Origin of the sequence: Enterobacter ludwigii (assembly GCA_023023105.1) — a bacterium.
Classification (GTDB): Bacteria; Pseudomonadota; Gammaproteobacteria; order Enterobacterales; family Enterobacteriaceae; genus Enterobacter; species Enterobacter adelaidei.
Genome location: CP083824.1, coordinates 2,487,856 through 2,513,506, shown reverse-complemented (window position 1 = coordinate 2,513,506; position 25,651 = coordinate 2,487,856). Strand labels below are relative to the sequence as shown.

General features: G+C 52.8%; 24 protein-coding genes and 2 pseudogenes. 10 read left to right on the top strand and 16 right to left on the bottom strand.

The features are described 5' to 3' along the window. Positions 1-265: 265 nt before the first annotated feature. The 4 genes from LCD46_12170 to LCD46_12155 form a co-directional block, all read right to left on the bottom strand. Positions 266-3,361 (bottom strand): multidrug efflux RND transporter permease subunit, encoded by a 3,096-nt coding sequence (locus tag LCD46_12170; GenBank protein UOY68870.1) that lies wholly within the window; start codon positions 3,359-3,361, stop codon positions 266-268. Between the two features lie 24 nt (positions 3,362-3,385). Then, positions 3,386-4,083 (bottom strand): IS1 family transposase gene (locus tag LCD46_12165; GenBank protein UOY68869.1). Its coding sequence is split into 2 segments (ribosomal slippage): positions 3,386-3,834 and positions 3,834-4,083, totalling 699 coding nucleotides; the frame shifts between segments, so codons are not numbered across the junction. Positions 4,084-4,142: 59 nt separating this feature from the next. Continuing rightward, the gene (locus LCD46_12160; protein UOY68868.1) at positions 4,143-5,051 is read right to left on the bottom strand and encodes an ABC transporter six-transmembrane domain-containing protein; all 909 of its coding nucleotides are present in this window, start codon (positions 5,049-5,051) and stop codon (positions 4,143-4,145) included. A 124-nt stretch (positions 5,052-5,175) separates the two neighbouring features. Further along, positions 5,176-5,562, bottom strand: coding sequence for a transporter (locus tag LCD46_12155; GenBank protein ID UOY72950.1), 387 nt, complete (start codon positions 5,560-5,562; stop codon positions 5,176-5,178). A gap of 271 nt (positions 5,563-5,833) precedes the next feature. Between LCD46_12155 and LCD46_12150 the strand changes: the two genes are divergently transcribed. Both LCD46_12150 and LCD46_12145 read left to right on the top strand, forming a co-directional pair. Then, entirely contained in the window at positions 5,834-6,538 is a 705-nt protein-coding gene (locus LCD46_12150; GenBank protein UOY68867.1) for a response regulator, read from the top strand. Beyond that, entirely contained in the window at positions 6,535-7,599 is a 1,065-nt protein-coding gene (locus tag LCD46_12145; protein ID UOY68866.1) for a HAMP domain-containing protein, read from the top strand. The genes LCD46_12150 and LCD46_12145 overlap by 4 nt, the downstream gene beginning before the upstream one ends. On the opposite strand, the gene LCD46_12140 is transcribed toward LCD46_12145, so the two are convergent. The 7 genes from LCD46_12140 to pspF all read right to left on the bottom strand — a co-directional run bounded on the left by LCD46_12140 (position 7,580) and on the right by pspF (position 15,026). Further along, positions 7,580-8,521, bottom strand: coding sequence for a glycosyl transferase (locus LCD46_12140; GenBank protein ID UOY68865.1), 942 nt, complete (start codon positions 8,519-8,521; stop codon positions 7,580-7,582). The two genes, LCD46_12145 and LCD46_12140, sit on opposite strands and share 20 nt — an antisense overlap. A gap of 159 nt (positions 8,522-8,680) precedes the next feature. Then, positions 8,681-9,487 carry a peptide ABC transporter ATP-binding protein SapF gene (gene sapF, locus LCD46_12135; protein UOY68864.1) on the bottom strand — a complete coding sequence of 269 codons (807 nt, stop codon included), beginning with the start codon at positions 9,485-9,487 and terminating at the stop codon, positions 8,681-8,683. Position 9,488: 1 nt separating this feature from the next. Continuing rightward, the gene (gene sapD, locus LCD46_12130) at positions 9,489-10,481 is read right to left on the bottom strand and encodes a peptide ABC transporter ATP-binding protein SapD (protein UOY68863.1); all 993 of its coding nucleotides are present in this window, start codon (positions 10,479-10,481) and stop codon (positions 9,489-9,491) included. Continuing rightward, the gene (gene sapC, locus LCD46_12125) at positions 10,481-11,371 is read right to left on the bottom strand and encodes a peptide ABC transporter permease SapC (GenBank protein UOY68862.1); all 891 of its coding nucleotides are present in this window, start codon (positions 11,369-11,371) and stop codon (positions 10,481-10,483) included. The genes sapD and sapC overlap by 1 nt, the downstream gene beginning before the upstream one ends. Next, entirely contained in the window at positions 11,358-12,323 is a 966-nt protein-coding gene (gene sapB, locus LCD46_12120; GenBank protein ID UOY68861.1) for a putrescine ABC transporter permease SapB, read from the bottom strand. Before sapB ends, sapC begins: the two co-directional genes overlap by 14 nt. Further along, positions 12,320-13,960, bottom strand: a complete 1,641-nt coding sequence (gene sapA, locus LCD46_12115) for a peptide ABC transporter substrate-binding protein SapA (GenBank protein UOY68860.1) — start codon at positions 13,958-13,960, stop codon at positions 12,320-12,322. Before sapA ends, sapB begins: the two co-directional genes overlap by 4 nt. An 88-nt stretch (positions 13,961-14,048) precedes the next feature. Next, positions 14,049-15,026: a phage shock protein operon transcriptional activator gene (gene pspF / locus LCD46_12110; GenBank protein UOY68859.1), complete on the bottom strand. Its 978-nt coding sequence runs from the start codon at positions 15,024-15,026 to the stop codon at positions 14,049-14,051. A gap of 166 nt (positions 15,027-15,192) precedes the next feature. Here pspF and pspA point away from each other — a divergent pair, with 166 nt between their 5' ends. The 7 genes from pspA to tyrR all read left to right on the top strand — a co-directional run bounded on the left by pspA (position 15,193) and on the right by tyrR (position 20,946). Beyond that, positions 15,193-15,861: a phage shock protein PspA gene (gene pspA / locus LCD46_12105; protein ID UOY68858.1), complete on the top strand. Its 669-nt coding sequence runs from the start codon at positions 15,193-15,195 to the stop codon at positions 15,859-15,861. A gap of 54 nt (positions 15,862-15,915) precedes the next feature. Then, positions 15,916-16,140: an envelope stress response membrane protein PspB gene (gene pspB, locus LCD46_12100; protein ID UOY68857.1), complete on the top strand. Its 225-nt coding sequence runs from the start codon at positions 15,916-15,918 to the stop codon at positions 16,138-16,140. Further along, complete coding sequence (gene pspC, locus LCD46_12095; GenBank protein UOY68856.1) at positions 16,140-16,499, top strand: envelope stress response membrane protein PspC; 360 nt, start codon at positions 16,140-16,142, stop codon at positions 16,497-16,499. The genes pspB and pspC overlap by 1 nt, the downstream gene beginning before the upstream one ends. A 12-nt stretch (positions 16,500-16,511) precedes the next feature. Beyond that, positions 16,512-16,730, top strand: coding sequence for a phage shock protein PspD (gene pspD, locus LCD46_12090; protein ID UOY68855.1), 219 nt, complete (start codon positions 16,512-16,514; stop codon positions 16,728-16,730). Positions 16,731-16,845: 115 nt separating this feature from the next. After that, positions 16,846-18,243, top strand: a complete 1,398-nt coding sequence (locus tag LCD46_12085; GenBank protein UOY68854.1) for a YcjX family protein — start codon at positions 16,846-16,848, stop codon at positions 18,241-18,243. Then, positions 18,240-19,292, top strand: a complete 1,053-nt coding sequence (locus LCD46_12080) for a YcjF family protein (GenBank protein UOY68853.1) — start codon at positions 18,240-18,242, stop codon at positions 19,290-19,292. Before LCD46_12085 ends, LCD46_12080 begins: the two co-directional genes overlap by 4 nt. 112 nt (positions 19,293-19,404) lie before the next feature. Then, the gene (gene tyrR / locus LCD46_12075) at positions 19,405-20,946 is read left to right on the top strand and encodes a transcriptional regulator TyrR (GenBank protein ID UOY68852.1); all 1,542 of its coding nucleotides are present in this window, start codon (positions 19,405-19,407) and stop codon (positions 20,944-20,946) included. Between the two features lie 37 nt (positions 20,947-20,983). Here tyrR and LCD46_12070 read toward each other — a convergent pair. The 4 genes and pseudogenes from LCD46_12070 to tpx all read right to left on the bottom strand — a co-directional run bounded on the left by LCD46_12070 (position 20,984) and on the right by tpx (position 23,750). Continuing rightward, positions 20,984-21,106: pseudogene (locus LCD46_12070) on the bottom strand (DUF4432 domain-containing protein). 16 nt (positions 21,107-21,122) lie between these two features. Then, a protein-coding gene (locus LCD46_12065; GenBank protein UOY68851.1) for an IS1 family transposase occupies positions 21,123-21,820 on the bottom strand; the annotation gives its coding sequence in 2 pieces (ribosomal slippage) (positions 21,123-21,571 and positions 21,571-21,820; 699 coding nt in all). Between the two features lie 56 nt (positions 21,821-21,876). Continuing rightward, positions 21,877-22,968: pseudogene (locus LCD46_12060) on the bottom strand (aldose 1-epimerase family protein). A gap of 275 nt (positions 22,969-23,243) precedes the next feature. Next, the gene (tpx, locus tag LCD46_12055; protein ID UOY68850.1) at positions 23,244-23,750 is read right to left on the bottom strand and encodes a thiol peroxidase; all 507 of its coding nucleotides are present in this window, start codon (positions 23,748-23,750) and stop codon (positions 23,244-23,246) included. A 107-nt stretch (positions 23,751-23,857) separates the two neighbouring features. Between tpx and ycjG the strand changes: the two genes are divergently transcribed. Beyond that, positions 23,858-24,823 carry an L-Ala-D/L-Glu epimerase gene (gene ycjG, locus LCD46_12050; protein ID UOY68849.1) on the top strand — a complete coding sequence of 322 codons (966 nt, stop codon included), beginning with the start codon at positions 23,858-23,860 and terminating at the stop codon, positions 24,821-24,823. On the opposite strand, the gene mpaA is transcribed toward ycjG, so the two are convergent. Beyond that, the gene (gene mpaA, locus LCD46_12045; protein ID UOY68848.1) at positions 24,814-25,527 is read right to left on the bottom strand and encodes a murein tripeptide amidase MpaA; all 714 of its coding nucleotides are present in this window, start codon (positions 25,525-25,527) and stop codon (positions 24,814-24,816) included. The two genes, ycjG and mpaA, sit on opposite strands and share 10 nt — an antisense overlap. Positions 25,528-25,651 lie beyond the last annotated feature (124 nt).

Genomic DNA, 25,651 nt, shown 5'->3' with positions numbered 1-25,651 from the left:
TAATCCTTATATTCATTGCTTATTTTGCCTTGTAATTCATAGTGTTACAGGCAGTATTTCAAAATCATTCGAAATTAGCTCGAAATTATAGCCCACTCACAGCCCCTTGTGTCACGATATTTCTCGCACTTCTCCGAAGACGCATGCCCCGAAGAATGCGTCGCGGACTCGCGGGGACTCAAAATTTCAGCATTAGTCCAGTATATCACCCGGCAACACGTTCACCTCATCCAACCAGCGAGAAAGCGCGATCCCGCAAGGGTATTCACGCTTTGCTGAGGTTATCGATGAAGCGCGCGATGACGATAAAGAAAACCGGTACGAAGAAGATCGCGAGAAGCGTACCGCTAATCATTCCGCCAAATACGCCGGTACCGATGGCATGCTGCGTACTGTCGCTCGCACCATTGGCCAGCATCAACGGAACAACCCCTAAGGTGAAGGCTAACGACGTCATCAGAATGGGGCGCAGACGCTGGCTGGCAGCATGAATGGTTGCAGCCAGCAGGGGCTGCCCCTGTCGATGGAGCTGCCTGGCAAATTCAACAATCAGAATGGCGTTCTTGGCCGACAGGCCGATAAGCGTAATCAGGCCGACCTTGAAGAAAACGTCATTCGTCATGCCGGTAACGGACACCGCTATCACCGCGCCGATAAGACCCAGCGGAACAACCGGCATGACCGCAAAAGGAATAGACCAGCTCTCATACAGGGCGGCCAGCACCATAAACACGACCAGTATCGACAGGACGATAAGGCCCGGAAGCTGAGATTCCGATTTTCTCTCCTGCAATGAACTCCCGGCCCACTCGCCAGCCATGCCCTGAGGCAGACTCCTGGACACGTTCTCCATAACCTTCATTGCGGTGCCGCTGGACTCTCCCGGCGCCGCATTTCCGGTAATGCGAATAGCCGAATATCCCTGATAACGCGTCAACTGCTGCGGCGCAACGTTCCAGGAAAGCGTGGCAAACGTCGATACCGGCACCATCTGTCCCATCCGGTTTTTCACTGATAATGTCAGTATCTGCTCTGGCTGCATTCGGTGGGGCGCATCGGCCTGAATAATCACCTGCTGAACGCGGCCGTTATTCGTATAGTCATTGACGTAATTTGAGCCCAGGGTGACGGAGAGCGTTTGGTTGATTTCATCGAATGAGACGCCCATCGCTTCCGCCTTTTCTCTATCAACCTGGAGCGCAAGGCTTGTTCCTTCCGGAAGTCCGTCTATATAGACATCACTGAGTTCAGGGCGTTGGTTGGCTTGCAGGACCAGTGCGTCGGCAGCGCGCTTTAACGCCTCGTAGCCTAGTCCCGCTCTGTCCTGCACGTACCAGGTGAAGCCCGAGGAGGTGCCCATATCCGAAATGGCCGGCGGGAGCAGGCTCATCGTGACGGCATCAGGGACGTTTGCCATACTGGCCTGTATCCAGTCGGCTTCCCCCTGGGCCGTCGAGCCCTGCCGATCTTTCCAGTCCTTCAGCGTGGTGAAGGCCATAGCCGAATTTGGTCCTGAACCTGAAAATCCAAACCCCAGGATCATAATGTTGCTTTCAATATCCGGTCGGGCCGCAATTTCCTCTTCAAATTTTTTAACCACGTCGAGGGTACGCTGCATTGTGGCATCAGAAGGCAGTTGGATTGAGGACATAAAGTAGCCCTGATCTTCATCCGGCAGAAAGGACGACGGTAACGAAGACAATCCCAAAAACAGCGCAGCACAAAGCGCAGCGTACAGGAGCAGCATACGCCCGGTTCGCTTCAGAACGGCACCCAGCCCGGCTTCGTAACAGGCGGTGAGCGAACGAAAGCGCGCGTTAAACCCGACTGCGAACCTTCCACCTCCGCTCTTTTCTGCCTTATGCGGCTTGAGTAACGTTGCGCACAGGGCAGGCGTCAGCGTCAGGGCAAGAAACGCGGACAGCAGTATGGAGACTGCCATGGAAATACAAAATTGTCGGTAGATAATCCCGACGGATCCTTCGGCAAACCCCATGGGGATAAAGACGGCGGTTAGTACCAGCGTGATGCCTATAATCGCCGGGGTGATTTCCTGCATGGCTTGCCGCGTGGCGTCACGCGGGGACAGGCTTTTTTCCTCCATCAGTCGTTCAACGTTCTCCACAACCACGATGGCATCATCAACGATAATTCCTATCGCCAGGACCATGCCGAACATCGTCAGAATATTGATGGAGTAGCCGCTCAATAGCATCACCGTGAAGGTGCCAAGAAGTGCGACGGGCGCAACAATCGCCGGGATAAGCGTACAGCGTATCTTGTGCAGAAACAGCAGCATAACCAGGAAGACCAGGACCATCGCCTCTACAAATGTCTGAACAACCTTCATGATAGAAAGTTTCACAAACGGCGCGGTATCGAAGGGAACCGTAAACACCATTCCTTCGGGTAACACCCGGGAAAGCTCGTCGATGCGCGCCCGTACGCCGGAAGCTGTACTCATTGCATTCGCGCCAGGCGAGAGCTGGATTGCCGCCGCCGTTGCGGGCACGCCATTTTCACGAATACCAAAGGCGTAGCTTTGCAGGCCAGATTCAATCCGCGCAATGTCGGACAATTTCAGGCGGGCGCCGGATGCGTCAGATTTCAGGGTGATATTTCTGAACGCCTCTACCGAGGAGAGTTGTCCCTTCACGGTGATGGGATACGTCACCCCTTGTCCTGCAGATGCGGGCTCATCTCCCGTTTTACCAGGCGAAACAAGGGCATTTTGCTGGCCAACAGCGGTAAGAACATCACTCACCGAAAGCCCGTAGCTGTGGAGCTTCATGGGATCCAACCAGATGCGCAGCGCTTTTTCGCCGCCAAACAGCTGAACTTTCCCTACGCCGGGCACGCGACGAAGCTCGTCACTGACATTTCTGGCAAAGTAGTCGCTTAAATCGGCTTCCTCAAATTGACCCGTCGCGGACTTCAGCCCCACCATCATTAAAAACCCAGAGTTAACGGCCTCAACGTTAATGCCGTTTTGCCTTACCGCCTGAGGTAGACGAGGCTCGACGATCTTAATCTGATTCTGCAGATCCATCTGCGCCAGCTTGATGTCCGTGCCCGGTTTAAACGTAACGGTAATCGATGCTGAACCGGTTGTGTCACTGGATGATTCAAAGTAGAGCAAATTATCTACGCCAGAGATTTCGCGCTCAATTAACGATACCACCGACGTGTTCATGACATCGGGGCTGGCCCCCGGGTAACTGACGGAAATAATGATTCCAGGGGGCGCCACCGCCGGATACTGCGCAACCGGCAAACGGGGAATAGACAGGAGTCCTGCCAGAACGATAAAAAGCGCCACTACCCAGGCGAAAACGGGGCGTTCAATAAAAAAATGCGGCATTAAATTAACGGTAATGACTCCAACTTACTGATAGTGTTTTATGTTCAGATAATGCCCGATGACTTTGTCATGCAGCTCCACCGATTTTGAGAACGACAGTGACTTCCTGCCCAGCCTTGCCAGATGCTGCCTCAGATTCAGGTTATGCCGCTCAATGCGCTGCGTATATCGCTTGCTGATAACGTGCAGTTCTCCCTTCAGGCGTGATTCATACAGCGGCCAGCCATCCGTCATCCATACCACGACCTCAAAGGCCGACAGCAGGCCCAGAAGACGCTCCAGCGTGGCCAACGTGCGTTCACCGAATACGTGCGCCACAACCGTCCTCCGTATCCTGTCATACGCGTAAAACAACCAGCGCTGGCGTGATTTAGCGCCGACGTAACCCCACTGTTCGTCCATTTCCGCGCAAACAATGACGTCACTGCCCGGTTGTATGCGTGAGTTTACCGACTGCGGCCTGAGTTTTTTAAGTGTCGTAAAATCGTGTTGAGGCCAACGCCCATAATGCGTGCACTGGCGCGACATCCGACGCCATTCATGGCCATATCAATGATTTTCTGATGCGTACCGGGTTGAGAAGCGGTGTAAGTGAACTGTAGCTGCCATGTTTTACGGCAGTGAGAGCAGAGATAGCGCTGATGTCCGGCAGTACTTTTACCGTTACGCACCACGCCTTCAGTAGCTGAACAGGAGGGACAGCTGATAGAAACAGAAGCCACTGGAGCACCTCAAAAACACCATCATACACTAAATCAGTAAGTTGGCACCATTACCTAAATTAACGTCCCGTTACGTGAATTTCATCATCAGTGGATACGCGCTTACCGATATCCCTGAGCTGCGAAAATTTCTCAAGAAGTTGCGGTGCATCATCGAGGCTCGTCGCGAACATCCACATGTAGGTCATCACCGAATAAATATGTCCGGCGGTGATGCCGGTTGAGCGCGTCATCCAGACGATGGTCAGCGTAAAAAGCGCGGCAACAAGCACGCCAACCCACAAATAACCCCACGCCTCGCGGTCAGATAATGCGATACGTAAACGCGCCAGCGTGGAGTAATGTCGGTGAAGCGTGGCCGTGCCCGCCTTATGAACATAATCCACTTCTTTTTCCAGCCGATTATTCAGGCGCATGAACAGCCATTCATTTTTACGGGCGTATCCTGAAACAAATCCGAGCAGGATAAATACAATCGCAAAGCACATGACGCCGGCCCAAAATTCAATAAACATCAACATGATTGCGGCACCAAAAAGTGAGCTCAGCGAAGTAATAAGCAGGGGAAGGTGCATTTCAAAGAAATCTACATATTCGCGTGAGAGCGTTACCCTGGCGGCGATCGCCGAATGGTTAAGCTGATATTTGCGCTGTGCCAGGACGACGGAAACCGCGAGTCCGGCATAAATGCGTGCAAACGTGCGCGTGTCTACGCTCCGTCTGGCTGCACCGATGAACCACATGCAAAGTACCATCAGGCCATACAGCGCGGCGTTAAGCGTTTCACCGGCGAGGATGGCATTTATCGCGATGCCAGCCAGTACGGGATAAAGTAAAAACGTCACGTTTTCGGCCACCACCAGGAAAAAAGTGACAACCAGTTTTTTCCGGTGCCGTATTGCGAGTTTTTTTAGCGAGTGCATTACTCCGGCAGGTTCAGAAGAACGAAGATTATTACGGTTCATCATTATGGGTAATTTTTATCAGGTTTTTTCAGTGAGTTATTTTTGTGCAAAATAGCGTGAGGGAGAGTCTACCGCGCATCTGTTTAGCGGAAATGGGCGGTTTGTGGAGGTTGTGTGGAGCAACGGCTCAAATCATTCTTATAATAAGGTACAGCGGGGCTCCACCAAAAAAAATGATCAAATAACACTCGTAGTAAAAGATCAGATCCTCGATATCAGGTATCACGTTTAACAGCACGGTGAACGTAATAATGAGATAAACAAAAATCACCATCAACCAGAAGGCGACGACGAGTAGCTCAGTCAACGCGCCAGCTTTATTCTGGATTATCAGAGAGACAACCGACAATGCGATGCAGCCATAGATGATGGGTGAAGAGAGTAGCGTTGAGGCGACTTTTTCATCCATTTTGTGTACCAGCACCAGCCAGGTATAAAGTAATCCCCAGGACAGCAGCAGGAACAGGGAATATATGCCCAGCTTTTTGGGAGAGAAATATTTAGAAAGTTCCATGTTCATTATTTGAGTCAACTTCATAAAGTCATTAAGTAACAGGATTAATTTGCAACGCCCAATGTAAAAAGAGTTTTGTCTCAATAACGATTGTGTACGGGCATTGTCGAGTCTTTATTGACGAAATGTGTAGGCTGTATGGAGAATTAACCGGGCAGGTAAATCAGCCGGGAATTTTTCGTGACTACGGCACTTTCTCCCGGCGGCTGTGTCTTATTGTGCTAAAGAGATCTGATAGCGAGCTCAAAGGGTTTTCACCCACGGAGATAAAATGTACAAAAATACGCTGATCCTAGTTGTTGAAGATGAAGACGAAATCGCCGATATACTGATGAGCTACTTAGAGCGTTCGGGAATGAAAACGCTCCGAGCCCGGCAGGGCGAGCAGGCCATAGCGCTCAATCGCCTCCATAAACCTGATCTCATATTGCTGGACATTCACCTGCCCGTATGTGACGGCTGGAGTGTACTCACCACGATTCGTCAGGAAAGTGTTGTCCCCGTCATTATGGTTTCCGCTCTCGATCAGGATGTCGATAAGCTCATGGGGCTGAGGCTGGGCGCGGATGATTACGTGATCAAACCCTTCAACCCTTCTGAAGTTGTCGCACGGGTTGAGGCGGTGCTGCGCAGGACAAAACCCGCGCTTCAGCAGACGGGTTCCCAGCCGCTCAGAACGCCATTTATTACGGTCTATCCGGATGACTTCTACGTGGAAGTCACCGTGGAGGCAGAGGTTGTCTCCCCGGTATTAACGACGACCGAATTTAAATTGCTCACATACCTGGTGAGATACCCGCGAAAGGTCTGCTCCCGCGAAGAGCTACTCAACACATGTCTGCCGGAAGGGGATACGCTCGACAGAACGGTCGACAGCCATATGAGCAAGTTGCGTAAAAAACTGGAGCTTGCTGGCCTTTACGGTGTTCCAGAGAGCATCAGAGGCATGGGTTACCGGCTTGGGGAAAAGAAATGAACAAAGAGTCTGTTCTGAGTCGTCAGATCTTAACGTATATGCTGTTGTTGACGTTTACGATCATTGCCATCGCCGTACTCGGCTCCTGGTTTTTTTACTCCTTTATTCTGGAACACCTCCCGGGCGGCGCTGCTGCGGGCGATGACGAGCAGATGACGATGTGGGACTGGGTATGGATTGGGACCGCGACAACGATCAGTCTGATTATTGCACTCTTTTTCACGATCAAACTTTCATCGCGGATCCTCACCCCGCTAAACGCGGTAGCGTCCAGCCTGAAAAAGATTTCTCAGGGCGATCTGGACGCCAGGGCATTCTGCGCCAGTTCCCGGCTGGGTGAGATCAATCACCTGGTGACGGATTTCAATGAAATGGCGGAAAAATTACAGACGCTGGATATTCAGAGGAAATCCTGGAATGCCGCTATTGCGCATGAGCTGAGAACCCCAGTCACGATCTTACGCGGACGGCTTCAGGGGTTGGTTGACGGCGTTTTTACCCCGGACCCGGTGCTGTTTAATAATCTTCTCAAACAGACGGAAGGGTTAACCCGCCTGATTGAAGATCTCCGGGTTATCAGTTCGGATGGCGGGGCGGGTTACACGTTATGCCAGTCCAGAACGGATCTCAAAGGGACAATACAGAATGCACTCGATACGTTCATGCCCGAGTTCAGCCGTAAGGCGTTTACCGTCAATACAGACCTGAGGGATCAGCAATGCGTATTCGATCCATTACGCATCAATCAGTGTCTGACCGTTTTATTTGATAATGCCTTACACTATTCAACCTCGCGCACGCTCATCGTGAAAAATGGCGTTTCTGATAAAGGCAATTATATCCTTATTCAGGACGGGGGACCGGGCATCCCCGGAGAGTTTCATGATTTCCTGTTTCAGCCCTTTCAGCGCGATAATGGCGCCAGACATGTGAACCCGGAAGGCTGTGGTTTGGGCTTGTCGGTGGTAAAAGCCATCATGCTGGCTCATGGTGGCGATGTTACCTATACCTTATCGACGCAAAACCACTCGATATTTAAACTCACCTGGCCCGACTCGTGAGCTTCAGCGGCAGGTCAAATGTGCCTGCCGGCGATAAATGCCATATTTTTCCTAACTTAGCATCCCATTCCTGCGGGGTAATCGTCAGTTTACCGCGTCTCGGGCTTAAGGTTATCTCGCTGAAATAGATTTCGTCTCTTTTTAACATAAGGTCCACACGGCAGTAGTCAATGCCATGCGCCAGCTCCTGGGAGGCCAACAAAGCCTGTCGGAACAAGAGCGGTTCGCCTGGCCCTACTGAAGTATTCGGATATTCCATCCGGAAGGGTTGTAAGTTCCAGTGCCTGTCATAAACGTTGATAAACCCCTTGCCGTTATCATCCGTAAAATCCGCTTCTACATAGTGAGCAACACCATGAAAGCAATGGATCCTCAGCATTTCGGGCGTTGTGTTCCTGTCAGCATCGTCGAAGAGATCGACAAACGGCTCGCAAAGTATACTCGGCGTAATGTTTTTGTACTGCCATTCGCGCGTGGTGTAGTAAAGATTTTTCTTTAACGCGAGGCTCAGCTTTTTACACGCTTCTCTTTCATTAAATTGCGATTTGTTTGTACATATTATTGTGCTGCCGCTGTCATGATTGCACTTAAGGACGAATTTGTCAGGAAGAACTGAAAAATCAATCTGCGACGGCCTCGTATAAACGCCGATTAATGGCACTGTTTTCACGCGCGTTGTTCTGGAGGAAACGTACGCCCGAACGGCGAGTTTATCGGCAAGCATCGTGTAGAAGTTATTATGGTCATAGACCAGACGATGGCATATTTTTTCACTCAACGTTGTGGGTGAGTTAATGTCAGGGTTTTTCCCGGATACTCTTTTAAGCCTCATGGTATGAAAGTGCAGGTCCGTCATTAAAAATGAACGGCATTTTCTGATGAGATACTCTGTGTATTTTAGAACGTAAGTGACAGTGTTCATTTCTTCTCCCCCGTATTGTCCGGATATTCTGGAGAAGAACTGTTGATTGATATTGCTTAAAATATGGAGCAGGGGTGGAGACGAAAAATTAAAGGATTAAATAGCGTACGCAGGCTATTTAATCCTTAATTTAGGGGGGATTTGTGTTTACCGTCGCGCTTAGCGGTCCTTTCTCCACGCATCAGCCGTCAACGCTTCACCGAAATGACCGGCAATCAGCCGTTTTGTCAGCTCATGAAGCGGAGAGGCCATCACATCCGCCGTGCTGCCGCGCTCGACAACTTCGCCCTGGTGCATGACCATCACCTGGTCGCTGATGTGTTTCATCATCCCCAGATGTTGGGTGACGTAGATATAAGAGATACCCTGTTTTTCCTGCAATTCCAGCATCAGGTTAATTAACTGCGAACGCATCGACATATCCAGCGAGGCAAGCGCTTCGTCGGCGATGATCACTTTCGGGCGCAAAATCAACGCGCGCGCCAGGCCCAGACGCTGTTTCTGACCCGGGGCTAACATATGCGGGTAATAGCTTTCGTGATCGGGCAACAACCCAACCATACGCAGGGTTTCAAAGATACGCTTACGGCGCGCCTCAGGCTCCAGGTCGGTGTTCAGACGCAGCGGAAAATCCAGAATTTGCGAAATGCGCTGACGTGGATTGAGCGAGGTTGACGGATCCTGGAAAATCATACGGATGCGCTGGCTACGGAAAGAGTAATCACCGAATTCCAGGGGATGATCGTCAATCAACACTTCGCCTGCCGTCGGTTCAACCATGCCGGCGAGCATTTTCGCCAGGGTGGATTTCCCGGAACCGTTCTCGCCGATGATCGCCAGGGTCTGTTTTTCACGCAGCGTAAAGCTCAGCGGTTTCACCGCGTCGACGGTTTGACGATGAAACAGCCCCGTACGGTAGCGAAAGGTCTTACTCAGGTTGCGAACTTCCAGCAAAGTTTCGACCATTTCACTCTCTCTCCATGTTCAGTGGGAAATGACAGGCGTAAAGATGATTTTTGGCCCCGGTCAGGCGTGGTGTCTCGATACATTTACGCTGAGCATACGGGCAGCGCGGGCCGAGACGACAGCCTATCGGCAAGGACTCCAGCAGTGGAATGGCTCCTGGCAACGTATTCAGGCGACTCTTATGCGGCATGGCGCTGCCAAAATCCGGAATGGCACGGATCAGCGCCTGCGTGTATGGATGATGCGGCGCGTTGATTAAATCTTCACTGGGCGCTGTTTCGACCGTTTGCCCGCAGTACATGACATCAATTTTGTCGGCCCATTTGCTAAGCATCTGCAGGTCATGGCTGATCAGCAAAATGGTGGTGTTGTTATTCTGGTTGAGACGCGACAGCAGGCGGAAAATTTGCGCCTGCGTGGTCGGTTCCATCGCGTTTGTCGGCTCGTCGGCAATCAGCAAACGCGGTTGATTAGCCAGCGCGATGGCAATCATCACTTTCTGACACTCGCCGTCGGTCAGCTCATACGGGAAGCTGCGCATGGCATCTTTATGATCTTTGATCCCGACGCGGTGCAGCAGCTCAATGGCACGACGTTTCCGCCAGCCAATGCGCTGCCACCAGCGGCCTTTATAGGTCCAGCCTGGTATGTTCTGCATCAGCTGTTTGCCCACGCGCTCGGACGGGTCGAGACAGGATTGTGGCTCCTGGAAAATCATTGAGACGTTATGGCCCACCAGCTTACGACGCTCGCGGTGGGAGAGGCGCAGCAGGTCAATATCATCGAACCGCATACGGTCAGCGGTCACGCGCCAGTTATCTTTTGCCACACCGCAGATGGCTTTAGCGATCAGGCTCTTGCCCGAACCGGATTCTCCCACCAGCCCGCGAATTTCACCCTCAGCGAGCGTGATACTGATGCGATCGACTGCTTTAACCCAGCCTTCACCGGTTTTGAACTCGATAGTGAGGTTGCGAATATCAAGAAGCGGCATTATTGCACCCCCGCGTTAATTGCACGGCGAATACCGTCGCCCAGCAGGTTGATAAGCAGCACGCTCACCATGATGGCCGCACCTGGCAACATAACCACCCACGGCGCCACGTAGATGAGCTCCAGGGCATCGCCGAGCATTGCACCCCATTCAGGTGACGGCAGCTGTGCGCCGAGGTCGAGGAAACCGAGCGCCGCGATGTCCAGAATCGCCATCGACAGGGCGCGGGTGATCTCGGTGACCAGCCCGGAAGCGATGTTCGGCAGAACGGCGAACCACAGAATATTGAACGTTGTTGCCCCGTCCAGACGGGCAGCGACGACATACTCTTTTTCCAGCTCATCATGCACCATGCTGTAAACCGAGCGAACGATGCGGGGTAAAATTGCCAGCCAGACGGCGAACATGGCATGCGACAGATGCGGACCCGCAAACGCGACGACAATGATTGCCAGCAGCAGAGACGGAATTGAGAGCAGCGTGTCCAGAATGTGGTTCAACACCGCCGAACGCAGGCCATGGGTGGAACCTGCAAAAATGCCGAGCGCCAGACCACAGATCGTTGCCGCAAGGGTCACCACAAATGCACCCCCCACCGTTGGCGCAGCACCGCTCAACAGGCGGCTCAAGACGTCACGACCCAGGTCGTCAGTACCCAGGAAGAAAGAGACCTCACCGTAGCGTGACCAGGAAGGCGGCAGCAGCTGATAGCCAAGGAACTGTTGGTCAATGCCATACGGCGCAAACCACGAGCCAAAGACGCAAAGCAAGACCAGACCGGCACAGCCATACAGGCCGATCATTGCCGTGGTGTCACCATAGAATTTACGCCACACGGTACGCAGCACACCGGGCGTGCGCTTTTCACTGTATACGTTATCGTAAGGCATACCATTCCTTATGCTTCAATGGGTTAGCCATCGCACCCAAAATATCGGAGATCACGTTAACAATAATCACCAGCGAGCCAATCACCATGACACCTGCGGAAATAGCCGCATAGTCCTGCTGGCGGATGGCGTTTATCAGCCAGCGTCCGAGCCCCGGCCAGCTAAAGACCATCTCGGTGATCATTGCCAGCGTTAACATGGTGGAGAACTGTAGCCCCAGACGTGGGATCACCGGCGGCAGCGCATTGTGTAGCACATGACGGCGCAAAATGGTCAGACGTGATAATCCACGCGTGGCGGCGGCTTTGACATAGTTTTGATCAAACACCTCGATGGTGCTCAGACGCATCAGACGGATCACTTCGGTCGTTGGGGCAACCGCCAGCGTTAGCACCGGCAATACCATATGGCGCAGCGCGCTGACGATCATCTCATGACGCCACACCGAATCAGAGAGCCATGCGTCTATGATTGCAAAACCGGTCACCGATTTAACGGTATAGAGCAGGTCAAAACGACCGGAGACCGGGAGCCAGCCCATGGTCAGTGAGAAGAAAAGCGTCAGCAGCAGCGCCAGCCAGAAGACAGGGATCGAGAAGCCGAGCAGGGCGAGAGCGCTGATAAACTTATCCTGCCATTTGTTGCGATAAATTCCGGCCAGCATGCCCACGGGAATGCCGACCATCAAAGCAAAGCCGAAGGCCAGAATGCACAACTCCATCGTGGCCGGAAAAACCTCTTTTAGCTGATCGGAGATCAACTGCCCGTTAATGCTGGAGACGCCAAAATCCCAGTGCAGTAGACCGTTAAACCAGAAGATCCAGGCATCCCACAGCGATGACCCCTGAAGTGGGGCATGCGGCGTGAAATAGCTCAGGCTGAAGCCGACGAAATTCAGGAAAAAGAGCGTCACCAGCAACAGAAGAAGCCGACGTAAGGTAAAAATAATCATGGTTTTTTCACCTCTTGTTCTTTTTCGCGCGACACTCCGGCGAACGAGGCGTTGCCAAACGGGCTCAACACCAGACCTTTAATATCATAACGATAGGCCTGAAGGCGCAGGGAAGAGGCCAGCGGCAGTACGGGCAACTCCTGGGCAAGGATCTTCTGTGCTTCGTCATAGGCGTCGATACGTGAGGCCAGCTGCTGGGAAGCCAGTGCTTTTTGCAGCACAGCGTCAAACTCCCGGTTACACCAGTGGGCATAGTTGGTCTGCGAGTTGATCGCCGCACAGCTCAGAAGCGGCCGGAAGAAGCTGTCCGGATCGTTACTGTCGGTCGCCCAGCCGGTCAGGGTTAAATCATGGTTCATGTCCATCAGGCGTGCCTCCTGGAAACGACCCTCAACCGGTACGATGATCACTTTCACGCCCACCTGCGCCATATCGGCCTGCAGCAGTTCGGCGGTTTTCAGTGGACTTGGGTTCCATGCCTGGGAGCTGGTGGGCACCCAAAGTTGCAGGGTCAGGTTTTCCGCGCCCAGCGCTTTCAGTTGTTCACGCGCTTTTGCCGGATTGTACTCCGTAATTTTAGCTTCACCGTCATAGGCCCATGAGGCGCGCGGTAAAATTGAGGCGGCGGTTTCCGCCGTGCCGTAGTAGATCGACTGCATCAGGCGCTGATTGTTGATCGCCAGCGCAAGGGCATGGCGGACGGCAGGATTATTTAACGGTGGTTTGTCGGTATTAAACGCCAGATAGGCAATATTCATACCCGGGCGCAACGTCAGGCGCAGGCGCGGATCGTCGCGCAAAATGGTGAGTTGGCTGGCAGCAGGCCAGGCGAGCACGTCGCACTCCCCGGTCAGCAGTTTTGACAGTCGTCCCGTCCCGCCAGAACCGAGATCGACCACGACCTGCGGCATCAGCGGTGTGCCGCGCCAGAAATGCTCGTGACGTTGCAGGCGAATATATTGACCCGCGCGGTATTCGGCGAGCTGGAACGGACCGGTGCCGACAGGTTGACGATCGAGCAGCTCCTGATGGTCCGATTTAGTCAGATTCGCCGCGTATTCAGCAGACATGACTGACGCATAATGGGTTGCCAGGTGCCAGAGGAAGGAGGCATCCGGGCGCGTCAGCGTAAATTCAACGGTTCGGTTATCCAGCTTGCGCACGCTTTTAACCGTGTCGGCAAACTGCAGGCTGTCGAAATAGGGGAAGTTGCTGCCGTTTACATTATGCCACGGGTGGTTGCGGTTAAAGATTCGCTGGAAGGTAAAGACCACATCATCCGCATTCAGCTTGCGCGTTGGGGTAAACCACGGCGTTTTTTGAAAGGCGACATCATCACGCAGATGAAAACGGTAGGTGGCGCCGTTATCAAGCACTTCCCAGCTTTCCGCAAGCTCAGGCACCAGACGATAAGTGTAAGGATCGACATCCAGCAGACGATCGTAAAGTTGTGCGGCAAGCGTATCGACAATCAGGCCGCTGCCCGCCTTTTGCGGGTTGAAAGTATCCACCTGACCGCTTACGCAATAGACGAAGCCGCTGTCACGAATATCAGGCTGCGCAACGTGCTCGGGCGCAGCAAAGGCCAGGCTGCTGAAGAGACCGAGTGCAAAAAAGGACGATAAAACCAGACGCATAATTTTTAAGGTTTTTAGGTTCGATCTGCAAAGTGTATCGCACTTACGCCTGCTTCGTAAAAATGTCTGCGGGTAAGTGCTGATATTGTCAGCGCATTTGATGCTTTTTGAGCAATGCCCTTAATTGATGGTAGGTCAGACCCAGGAGTTCAGCCGCGCGTTTCTGGTTATATTTCGCCGTCTTCAGACTTTGCTCAAGCAACTGCTGCTCCTGATGATGCTGAAACTGACGCAAATCAAGAGGAAGAGTGGGGGACTCGCTCGCTAACGACGGTGCGGAAGCCGGCTGCATGGTGCGCTGGAAAGGATCGATAATGATGTTATCCAGCTCCGTCTCACTGCTGCCGTGGCGATAAACCGAGCGCTCCACGACGTTCTTCAGCTCACGAATATTGCCCGGCCAGCGGTAAGCAAGGAGTGTTTCCTGAGCAGATTCGCTGAAACCTGGAAACAGCGGCAGGCCGAGCTCCCGGCACATCTGAATAGCAAACTGCTCTGCCAGCAGCATGATGTCGCTTTTGCGCTCGCGCAGCGGTGGAAGCTGAACGACGTCAAAAGCCAGGCGATCAAGCAGATCGGCACGGAATTTTTCCTCCGCCACCATTTCCGGCAGGTTGGCGTTAGTGGCGCACACCAGGCGCACATTGACCTGCAGCGGCTGGCTGCCGCCTACGCGTTCCAGCTCGCCGTACTCAATCACGCGCAGCAGTTTTTCCTGCACCAGCATGGGGGCGGTGGCCAGTTCATCAAGAAAGAGTGTGCCGCCATCGGCGCGTTCAAAACGCCCCGGATGGCGTTTTTGAGCGCCGGTAAACGCGCCCGCTTCATGGCCGAAAAGCTCGGTGTCGAGCAGGTTTTCATTCAGCGCCGCACAGTTGAGGGAAATGAAGGGGCCATCCCAGCGCCCGGATAGATAATGCAGGCGGTTGGCGATCAGTTCCTTACCCGTACCGCGCTCACCAATGATGAGCACCGGTTTATTCAGCGGCGCGAGGCGAGAGACCTGTTCCAGCACTTCCAGAAAACTGTTTGCTTCACCGAGTAGATTGTCTTTGTATCCAGGCATGATGAAATTAACCACTCCTTAGCGATATTCACCAGGTAAGCATAGTTATCCGTTGCGTTAAAATCAATCAGATCAAGTAAAATCAATAAGATAAAAAACTGGCATGGTATTTGTATTATCTGTTCAGCAGGGCATTGCCCGATAACAGAACTATGAGGACTAGATTATGGGTATTTTTTCTCGTTTTGCCGACATCGTGAACGCCAACATCAACTCACTGCTTGAGAAAGCGGAAGATCCGCAGAAGCTGGTACGTCTGATGATTCAGGAGATGGAAGACACGCTGGTTGAAGTGCGTTCTACCTCCGCCCGTGCGCTGGCTGAGAAGAAACAGTTAACGCGTCGTATTGAACAGGCTACCGCTCAGCTGAACGAATGGCAGGAAAAAGCCGAGCTCGCGCTGCGTAAAGATAAAGAAGATCTGGCCCGTGCAGCGTTGATTGAAAAACAGAAGCTGGCGGACATGATTGCAGCGCTTGAGCATGAAGTGACGCTGGTTGATGACACCCTCAACCGCATGAAGAAAGAGATTGGTGAGCTTGAAAACAAACTGAGCGAAACCCGTGCGCGTCAACAGGCACTGGCTCTGCGCCACCAGGCGGCAAGCTCTTCACGAGACGTTCGCCGTCAGCTGGACAGCGGTAAACTGGATGAAGCGATGGCGCGTTTTGAATCGTTTGAACGTCGTATCGATCAAATGGAAGCGGAAGCCGAAAGCCATAGCATCGGTAAGCAGAAGTCGTTGGATCAACAGTTCGCTGACCTGAAAGCCGACGATGAAATCAGCGAGCAGCTGGCGGCACTGAAAGCCAAAATGAAGCAAGATAACCAATAATAATTTATGCGGCACCTGAGCGTGCCGCCATGCATCGTAAGACAAGGAGTACACATGAGCGCGCTTTTTCTGGCCATACCTCTGACTATTTTCGTGCTGTTCGTTTTGCCGATTTGGTTATGGCTGCACTACAGCAATCGTTCTTCACGGGGCGAGCTTTCCCAGAATGAACAACAGCGTCTGGTACAGCTATCGGAACAGGCGAATAAAATGCGCGAACGCATTCAGGCACTGGAAGATATCCTGGATGCCGAGCATCCAAACTGGAGGGATCGTTAATGTCTGGACTGAATCTGAACAAAAAACTGTGGCGAATTCCGCAGCAGGGTATGGTGCGCGGCGTCTGCGCCGGGCTGGCCCATTATCTTGATGTTCCAGTGAAACTGGTCCGTGTCGTCACGGTTTTGTCTATTTTCTTCGGCCTCGCGTTTATCACCCTGGTGGCGTACATCATTCTGTCATTTGTACTCGAACCGATGCCGGAAGGTGAACTGGCTGCGGAAGGTGCGCCAACCAGCAGCGATCTCCTGAATGCAGTGGACGATCAACTGGCCGCAGGTGAAAAGCGGTTGCGGGAAATGGAGCGCTATGTCACCTCGGATACCTTTACGCTGCGCAGTCGTTTTCGTCAGCTTTAAGAGAGAGCCTACATGAAGCAAAACTGGCAACAGGCCGGTCAGAAGGTCAAACCCGGCCTGAAAATCGCAGGTAAACTGGTCCTGCTGACGGCGTTACGTTACGGCCCGGCGGGTGTGGCGGGGTGGGCAATCAAATCTGTTGCCCGTAAGCCCGTCAGATTGTTGCTGGCCGTGGCGCTGGAGCCACTGCTGCAGAAACTGGCCGGACGTCTCGCAGGAAAATTTAAATAATAGTGGTATGGCATGCGTATCAGCGTGCCGTTTCACTGTACGGTTTTATTCCTTTCATGTAGCCCCCATGTCATATTTTTAAAAAGAGATACTCCTTCAGGCAAAAAGGACGGCGATGAAGCGACTTAAGAACGAATTCAATTCACTGGTGAACCGCGGTGTTGACCGTCATTTGCGTCTGGCGGTGACAGGTTTGAGCCGCAGTGGTAAGACGGCATTTATCACCGCGATGGTGAATCAGCTTCTTAACCTGCACGCCGGGGCACGCTTGCCTTTGCTTAGCGCCGTGCGGGAAGAGCGTCTGCTGGGCGTTAAGCGCGTACCTCAGCGCGATTTTGGCATTCCACGATTTACGTATGATGAAGGGCTGGCACAGCTTTATGGCGACCCACCCACGTGGCCGACGCCAACCCGAGGGGTAAGTGAAATTCGTCTTGCGTTACGCTTTCGTTCCAATGAATCCCTGATGCGCCACTTCAAAGATACCTCAACACTGTATCTTGAAATCGTCGATTATCCTGGCGAATGGCTGCTCGATTTACCCATGCTGGCGCAGGATTATCTTAGCTGGTCCCGTCAGATGACGAGTTTGTTACAGGGTCACCGCGCGGAGTGGTCAGCAAAATGGCGGCAATTGTGCGAAGGCTTAGATCCGCTCGCGCCTGCTGATGAAAACCGTCTGGCGGCTATCGCGGAAGCCTGGACGGCGTATCTGCATCAGTGCAAACAGGAAGGCCTGCATTTTATCCAGCCGGGGCGTTTTGTCCTGCCGGGCGATTTAGCCGGAGCGCCCGCACTGCAGTTCTTCCCGTGGCCGGACGTGGATGGCACCGGAGAGTCAAAACTGGCTCAGGCCGACAAGCACACGAATGCCGGGATGCTGCGCGAGCGTTACAATTACTACTGTGAAAAGGTGGTCAAAGGTTTCTACAAAAACCACTTTTTACGTTTTGATCGTCAGATAGTGCTGGTGGATTGTCTTCAGCCGCTTAACAGCGGGCCACAGGCTTTCAACGATATGCGCCTCGCGCTGACACAGCTGATGCAGAGTTTTCACTATGGTCAGCGGACGTTATTTCGCCGCCTGTTCTCGCCGGTGATCGACAAGCTGCTGTTTGCGGCCACCAAAGCCGATCATGTTACGGTCGATCAACACGCCAATATGGTGTCGCTGCTGCAACAACTGGTCCAGGATGCCTGGCAAAATGCCGCTTTCGAAGGGATCAGCATGGATTGCCTTGGGCTGGCGTCCGTGCAGGCGACGCAAAGTGGGCTGATAGACCTTAACGGCGAAAAAATACCGGCATTGCGCGGGAACCGTCTCAGCGACGGCGAGCCACTTACCGTTTATCCGGGTGAAGTGCCCGCGCGGCTTCCAGGCCAGGCGTTCTGGCAGAGCCAGGGCTTCCAGTTTGAAGCCTTCCGACCCCAGGCCATGAGCGTCGATCAACCGTTACCGCACATTCGTCTGGATGCGGCACTGGAGTTTTTGATTGGAGATAAATTGCGATGACGGAACCGTTAAAACCACGCATAGACTTTACCGGAACGCTTGAGCAAAAGAATCAGGAAGCGTTTAAAACGGCACAAACGTTCAGTGGTGCGCAGGCTGAAAACTTTGCCCCGGCGCTGACGGAGGAGCCTGATGTAGAGGAAGGCCAGGCGGAAGCTGTCGTTGAGGCTGCTTTACGCCCGAAACGCAGCCTGTGGCGTAAGATGGTCACCGCCGGTCTGGCGCTGTTTGGAGTAAGTGTGGTTGGGCAGGGCGTACAATGGACGATGAATGCCTGGCAAACCCAGGACTGGGTTGCGCTCGGCGGGTGTGCTGCGGGTGCCCTGATTGTGGGGGCGGGTATTGGGTCGGTTGTAACGGAGTGGCGTCGCCTCTGGCGTCTGCGGCAGCGCGCGCATGAGCGCGATGAAGCGCGGGATCTGCTTCACAGTCACGCTACCGGAAAAGGTCGCGCATTTTGTGAAAAGCTCGCCAGTCAGGCTGGAATTGATCAATCGCATCCGGCACTTCAGCGCTGGTATGCCGCCATCCATGAAACCCAGAATGACCGCGAAGTGGTCACGCTCTATTCTCATATGGTCCAGCCGGTGCTGGACGCCCAGGCGCGGCGCGAGATTAGCCGCTCTGCGGCGGAATCCACGTTGATGATTGCCGTCAGCCCGCTGGCGCTGGTCGATATGGCATTTATCGCCTGGCGTAACTTACGCCTGATTAACCGTATCGCGAATCTTTACGGCATCGAGTTGGGTTATTACAGCCGGCTCAGACTGTTTAAACTGGTTTTGCTCAATATCGCCTTTGCCGGTGCGAGTGAGCTGGTGCGCGAAGTGGGAATGGACTGGATGTCGCAGGATCTGGCGGCACGGCTCTCAGCCCGTGCTGCTCAGGGTATTGGGGCGGGTTTATTGACGGCGCGTTTAGGCATTAAAGCGATGGAAGTCTGTCGTCCGCTTCCCTGGATTGATGACGACAAGCCGCGGCTGGGGGATTTCAGGCGCGAGTTGATCGGTCAGCTCAAAGAAACGCTCAATAAAAAACCTGCCCCGTGAGGTTTTGTTCACTAATCGTGCTGGCTGTCAATATTTGTTGACAGCCATCTTCCGGATCACCGTGTTCTGACATATCATTTTACTGTTATTGGCTTAAAACGGTGAATTTCCCATGCGTCTTGAAGTCTTCTGTGAAGACCGTCTCGGTCTGACCCGCGAATTACTCGATCTTCTTGTTTTACGTAGCATTGATTTACGTGGCATTGAGATCGACCCTGTCGGGAAGATTTACCTCAATTTTGCCGAAATTGAATTTAATACCTTCAGTAGCCTGATGGCCGAAATCCGCCGTATCGCTGGCGTTACGGATGTACGGACTATCCCGTGGATGCCCTCTGAGCGTGAGCATCTGGCGCTGAGCGCGCTGCTGGAAGCGATGCCAGAGCCTTTCCTCTCTCTGGATTTGAAAAGCAAAGTAGAACGCGTTAACCACGCCAGCTGCCAGCTTTTTGCGCAGAGCCAGGACAAACTCAGCAACCACAACGCCGCGCAGTTGATTCCCGGTTTTAACTTCCAGCGCTGGCTGGACAGCAACCCCCAGAACACACATAGTGAGCACGTTGTTATCAACGGACAGAATTTCCTGATGGAGATCACGCCGGTCTATCTGAAAGGGGAAAGCAATACCCGCGTGTTAACTGGTGCGGTGATCATGCTGCGATCAACGTTACGTATGGGACGTCAGTTGCAAAACCTCTCCAGTCAGGATGTAGGGGCATTCAGCCAGATTATTGCCGTCAGCCCGAAAATGCGTCATGTGATTGACCAGGCCCGTAAGCTCGCGAGTTTGACTGCGCCGCTGCTGATTACCGGCGATACCGGCACCGGGAAAGACCTGCTCGCTCACGCCGTACACCTGGCGAGCCCGCGTGCTGCAAAACCGTATCTGGCGCTTAACTGCGCCTCTATCCCGGAAGATGCCGTCGAAAGCGAGCTGTTTGGTCATGCTCCGGAAGGCAAGAAAGGGTTCTTCGAGCAGGCGAACGGTGGTTCGGTGCTGCTGGACGAGATCGGCGAAATGTCGCCACGTATGCAGGCTAAGCTGCTGCGTTTCCTGAACGATGGTACGTTCCGCCGCGTGGGTGAGGATCACGAAGTGCATGTGGACGTGCGCGTCATTTGCGCCACCCAGAAAAACCTGGTGGAACTGGTGCAAAAGGGGATCTTCCGCGAGGATCTCTATTATCGCCTCAACGTCCTGACACTCAACATTCCACCGCTGCGCGATTGCCCGCAGGATATCATGCCATTAACGGAACTGTTCGCGGCTCGCTTTGCCGACGAGCAGGGGGTTCCACGTCCTAAGCTGTCTGCCGATCTCGGCACGGTATTAATGCGCTATGGCTGGCCGGGCAATATTCGTCAGCTCAAAAACGCCGTTTATCGGGCTCTGACGCAGCTGGAAGGATATGAATTACGTCCGCAGGATATCTTGTTGCCAGATTACGACGCCGGGTCAGTATCTGTCGGTGAAGAGGCGATGGAAGGTTCACTGGATGAGATCACCAGCCGTTTCGAGCGTTCAGTGCTGACACAGCTTTATCGCAGCTATCCAAGCACCCGCAAGCTGGCAAAGCGTCTTGGTGTCTCGCATACCGCGATAGCGAATAAGCTGCGTGAGTATGGTTTAAATCATAAGAAGGGCGACGAATAACAAAAAGCCTCTGTATAGAGGCTTTTTTTCTTTTCGCTTATTCCTTCGCAAGAGGCGTGGTTACGATTTCTGTTTTGGTGTCTCCCTGAATCGACGCAATTCTGTTTTCCACATCTTTCACCTGTTGCGGGTTGTGAAGCAGGGTATAGGTCAAATCAAACGGTAATGACTCCAACTTACTGATAGTGTTTTATGTTCAGATAATGCCCGATGACTTTGTCATGCAGCTCCACCGATTTTGAGAACGACAGTGACTTCCTGCCCAGCCTTGCCAGATGCTGCCTCAGATTCAGGTTATGCCGCTCAATGCGCTGCGTATATCGCTTGCTGATAACGTGCAGTTCTCCCTTCAGGCGTGATTCATACAGCGGCCAGCCATCCGTCATCCATACCACGACCTCAAAGGCCGACAGCAGGCCCAGAAGACGCTCCAGCGTGGCCAACGTGCGTTCACCGAATACGTGCGCCACAACCGTCCTCCGTATCCTGTCATACGCGTAAAACAACCAGCGCTGGCGTGATTTAGCGCCGACGTAACCCCACTGTTCGTCCATTTCCGCGCAAACAATGACGTCACTGCCCGGTTGTATGCGTGAGTTTACCGACTGCGGCCTGAGTTTTTTAAGTGTCGTAAAATCGTGTTGAGGCCAACGCCCATAATGCGTGCACTGGCGCGACATCCGACGCCATTCATGGCCATATCAATGATTTTCTGATGCGTACCGGGTTGAGAAGCGGTGTAAGTGAACTGTAGCTGCCATGTTTTACGGCAGTGAGAGCAGAGATAGCGCTGATGTCCGGCAGTACTTTTACCGTTACGCACCACGCCTTCAGTAGCTGAACAGGAGGGACAGCTGATAGAAACAGAAGCCACTGGAGCACCTCAAAAACACCATCATACACTAAATCAGTAAGTTGGCACCATTACCAATCAAACTGCGTGCTGGCTCCTGGTTGCAGCTGCTTAACGCGTTTCTGCTCGCGTTCGATGGTGACGGGGTACGCGTAGCTGGTACCTGGCTCAATGCCTGTAACATAACCCTGTTTCAGCGTGTCGGTGTTTTTCCAGAGAGTCAGCACGGGCAACTGGCGAGTATCAAACTGAATTGACGCACCTTTATCACCGGCTTTATTGATCACCGCTGCAAGCGTTTCGTGGTTATTATCCGCGAGCGGTTTGATATTAAAGACCATCTCATCAAAGCCTTTTGTTGGCCCTGCGTAAGTCTGCCAGTCGTTAACACCGGCTTTGGCGTAATCATTGAATGGGCTCACGCTTACCGCCGGGGCAAGGAATCGCGCGCCTTCTTCGAGGATCGGTGTTCCAAAGTTACTGTGATAGATGATTTGATAATCATGAGGGTAATCAGCATGGTTAGTCAGAACATCATGCAGGCTGAACTGGTTGCTTCCAGGAACGTAACGCAGTTCGGTCATGGTCTGCAGATCGGCTTTCTTGAACGTACTCTCTTTGATTAAACCGCGAATGCGAATCTCATGTGGGGCAGCATCAGCAACTTCCACTTCCACCTGCGAGGCAGGCGTATTACCCGCCTTACCGTGAAGGGTATAGATTTGTCCATCAGCGGTGACCGGATGGCCTGTCCACTCATAGCCACATCGCACCATCATCTCATTGAAACCTTCCAGCCAGCCGAGTCCGTTTCGACTTTCCAGATTAATATAGGCCGGGTTCACGACCTCTTTAACTGGGGAATTCCACCCGAGTTTGGTACCAAACCCTTCGACATGCAGGAGATCCATGCCACGAGTCGGGCTTAACGCAATTGTCAGTCCATTTTTACTGCTGATGATGATGACTTTACTGCCTTCCTGTTTACCCCCGTGTAAGACTTTTTGCTCAATGCTGAACGTTTGATCTTTAACGTTCAGCTCACCGCTGGAAATCTTCCAGTTCCCTTTCTCCACACTGCTTTCAGCACTTGTCAGCACCCAGGTTTTAGCCGCAACTTGGCCAGAGATCAGTACTGCGAGTATCGTAAACGCCAGTTTGATTTTCATTTTCATTCCTTTTTGCTGAAACGATTATTTGATTTCGTAAGAAAATCTAAAGGTTTAACAAAAATGGAAATGTGATGTGCTTCACCAGGCATGAAAATATGAATTTTGGGGAATGGTTATGGGATATAGATCGCTATATTGTTAAATATTGCGAATGGTTTTGCACAATTAATGTGAATTATGGCAATAATAGCTTGAACGATTCAGCTTTGAGGAAATAAAAAACCCCGCCATCGCGAGGTTTAGAAAGTACTGTATAGATTGCTAAGCAATTATTATGCTTTCAGCACGTCCAGCGCAGCAGTGTAATCTGGTTCGGTGGTGATTTCGTTAACCAGTTCGCTAAATACGACATTGTCATTTTCATCAATAACCAGTACAGCGCGTGCTGCCAGGCCTTTCAGCGGGCCTTCCGCGATGCTGACGCCGTATTTTTCCAGGAAATCCTGGCTGCGCAGAGTGGAGAGGGTGATAACGTTGCTCAGGCCTTCGGCACCGCAGAAACGAGACTGGGCAAACGGCAGGTCAGCGGAAATGCACAGCACAACCGTGTTGTCCATTTCAGTCGCCAGCTGGTTGAACTTACGTACGGATGCAGCACAAACACCGGTATCAATGCTTGGGAAAATGTTCAGCACTTTGCGTTTACCCGCAAACTGAGCCAGTGTGACGTCAGACAGATCTTTAGCCACCAGAGTAAAAGCCTGAGCTTTGCTGCCAGCCTGCGGAATGGAACCTGCAACAGCAACCGGGTTGCCCTGGAAATGAACGAGTTGTGACATAGATATCTTCCTGTTTACATATAGTTAACGTCGGGGCTAGTGTATGCCATCAGCGGATAACACGGCAAACCAAATTTTTCGCCTTTCCGGGCCGCAAGGAGTCAGTGATGAGAAGCGTTAAAGTCTATGAAGAAGCCTGGCCATTGCATAGCCCATTTGTCATCTCCCGCGGCAGCCGAAGTGAGGCCGGTGTGGTGGTGGTTGAAATTGAAGAAGAGGGGTTTAAAGGTACGGGAGAATGCACGCCATACCCACGCTATGGAGAAAGTGCTGCGTCAGTGATGGCGGCTATCATGACCCTGGTACCCGATCTGCAAAAAGGGCTCTCGCACGAAGCATTACAGCAGCGTTTACCTGCAGGAGCGGCACGTAACGCTATTGATTGCGCGTTCTGGAATCTTGAAGCCGCTAAACAGCAAAAACCCCTGACATCGTTGCTGGGGGTGGCCTTGCCGCAATCGGTCGTTACGGCGCAAACCGTTGTTATTGGTGAGCCGGAACAGATGGCTGCCAGCGCAAAAGCGCTTTTTGATGCAGGGGCCACCCTGTTAAAGGTGAAGCTCGACGATCGTCTGATTAGCGAAAGAATGGTTGCCATTCGCGCGGCAGTGCCGTCGGCCACACTGATTGTTGACGCCAACGAATCATGGCATCCCGAAGGGCTTGCCGCGCGATGTCAGCTGCTGGCTGACCTGGGCGTGGCGATGCTGGAACAACCTCTACCCGCAAAGGATGATGCGGCGCTGAAGAATTTTATCCATCCGTTGCCTGTGTGCGCGGATGAAAGCTGTCATACCCGCGAGAGTCTGAGCGGGCTACAGGGCAGCTATGAGATGATCAACATTAAGCTCGACAAAACCGGTGGGCTAACGGAAGCGCTGGCCCTGGCGGCTCAGGCCCGGTCGGAGGGTTTTTCCGTGATGCTGGGATGCATGCTTTGTACATCCCGGGCGATCAATGCGGCACTCCCGCTGGTCAATCAGGCCAGTTTTGCTGACCTGGATGGCCCGACATGGCTGGCGGTTGACGTTTCACCGGCGCTTAATTTTACCAGCGGCGTGCTTCATCTTTGAGGCTGCCAGCGCAGAAGTTCCACCATCGCTTTTAAGTATTTTTCGCTGGCTTCATCGGATGAGATTGCCGGGAATTCAGCGGTGATACACGGTAAGCTCAAATCGGCGCACCAGCTTCCGAATGAGCCGGGCGTTTCATAGCCAACGCTGGTAACCAGCGGCAGGGCGAAAGCCTCTGCCAGCCATGCGCCCAGTTCGGTGTGACGTGGATCTTCAATACAGGCCAGCGGATCGTGGAAGGAGACAATCCAGGCGGGGTGGATCTTATGGATAAGCTGGCACAACGCTTGTGTTTCAGGCTCCGAACCCGGGGTGTCTCCCGTCAGCAGGACCACATCCCGCTCTTCGGCGGCGCTGTTCCAGCGATAAACCGTTTCCCCGGCATGCCAGTTTGCTGCCGGGAAATTACGGTTTAAGTCGACTCCTCTCGCATTCGCGCGTAATCCAAGCTGACAGCCATCCGGATTCACCGCCAGAATGACGTGATGACGCCGTAGTTTGGGCGTCAGTGTTCTCAGTGCACATGAGAGCGTGACGATAGAGGAATTTTCATCGCCATGCGTGCCGGCAATGGCCAGACCGCTATTGCGATCGGCATCGGGGGCAGGGAACCAGATCAGCGATGCGCCTAAAAATGAGCGGCCATATTGCTCAGCGCCCGGCGGAAAGGCGCCTCGTTCCGCTCTTGGTCGGGTGATTGCCATACGAAATCCTGATAAAGAAGTCTCTACAGGCAGTGTTGTGCAAAATTCGCTGTTAATCAAATAGTTTCCTTATCGGTTGAGAATTGCCGCAAATCACTTTTCCGGGCGAAGGTATTTGCATTTC

Coding starts and splice junctions, on each gene's coding strand:
- tpx (UOY68850.1), bottom strand. CDS start 23,750: ATGTCACAACTCGTTCATTTCCAGGGCAACCCGGTTGCTGTTGCAGGT.
- LCD46_12160 (UOY68868.1), bottom strand. CDS start 5,051: ATGATGAACCGTAATAATCTTCGTTCTTCTGAACCTGCCGGAGTAATG.
- LCD46_12145 (UOY68866.1), top strand. CDS start 6,535: ATGAACAAAGAGTCTGTTCTGAGTCGTCAGATCTTAACGTATATGCTG.
- LCD46_12080 (UOY68853.1), top strand. CDS start 18,240: ATGACGGAACCGTTAAAACCACGCATAGACTTTACCGGAACGCTTGAG.
- pspC (UOY68856.1), top strand. CDS start 16,140: ATGTCTGGACTGAATCTGAACAAAAAACTGTGGCGAATTCCGCAGCAG.
- LCD46_12155 (UOY72950.1), bottom strand. CDS start 5,562: ATGGAACTTTCTAAATATTTCTCTCCCAAAAAGCTGGGCATATATTCC.
- LCD46_12170 (UOY68870.1), bottom strand. CDS start 3,361: ATGCCGCATTTTTTTATTGAACGCCCCGTTTTCGCCTGGGTAGTGGCG.
- sapB (UOY68861.1), bottom strand. CDS start 12,323: ATGATTATTTTTACCTTACGTCGGCTTCTTCTGTTGCTGGTGACGCTC.
- sapD (UOY68863.1), bottom strand. CDS start 10,481: ATGCCGCTTCTTGATATTCGCAACCTCACTATCGAGTTCAAAACCGGT.
- LCD46_12150 (UOY68867.1), top strand. CDS start 5,834: ATGTACAAAAATACGCTGATCCTAGTTGTTGAAGATGAAGACGAAATC.
- pspF (UOY68859.1), bottom strand. CDS start 15,026: ATGCCTGGATACAAAGACAATCTACTCGGTGAAGCAAACAGTTTTCTG.
- LCD46_12140 (UOY68865.1), bottom strand. CDS start 8,521: ATGAACACTGTCACTTACGTTCTAAAATACACAGAGTATCTCATCAGA.
- mpaA (UOY68848.1), bottom strand. CDS start 25,527: ATGGCAATCACCCGACCAAGAGCGGAACGAGGCGCCTTTCCGCCGGGC.
- sapF (UOY68864.1), bottom strand. CDS start 9,487: ATGGTCGAAACTTTGCTGGAAGTTCGCAACCTGAGTAAGACCTTTCGC.
- pspB (UOY68857.1), top strand. CDS start 15,916: ATGAGCGCGCTTTTTCTGGCCATACCTCTGACTATTTTCGTGCTGTTC.
- sapC (UOY68862.1), bottom strand. CDS start 11,371: ATGCCTTACGATAACGTATACAGTGAAAAGCGCACGCCCGGTGTGCTG.
- pspA (UOY68858.1), top strand. CDS start 15,193: ATGGGTATTTTTTCTCGTTTTGCCGACATCGTGAACGCCAACATCAAC.
- pspD (UOY68855.1), top strand. CDS start 16,512: ATGAAGCAAAACTGGCAACAGGCCGGTCAGAAGGTCAAACCCGGCCTG.
- LCD46_12085 (UOY68854.1), top strand. CDS start 16,846: ATGAAGCGACTTAAGAACGAATTCAATTCACTGGTGAACCGCGGTGTT.
- ycjG (UOY68849.1), top strand. CDS start 23,858: ATGAGAAGCGTTAAAGTCTATGAAGAAGCCTGGCCATTGCATAGCCCA.
- tyrR (UOY68852.1), top strand. CDS start 19,405: ATGCGTCTTGAAGTCTTCTGTGAAGACCGTCTCGGTCTGACCCGCGAA.
- sapA (UOY68860.1), bottom strand. CDS start 13,960: ATGCGTCTGGTTTTATCGTCCTTTTTTGCACTCGGTCTCTTCAGCAGC.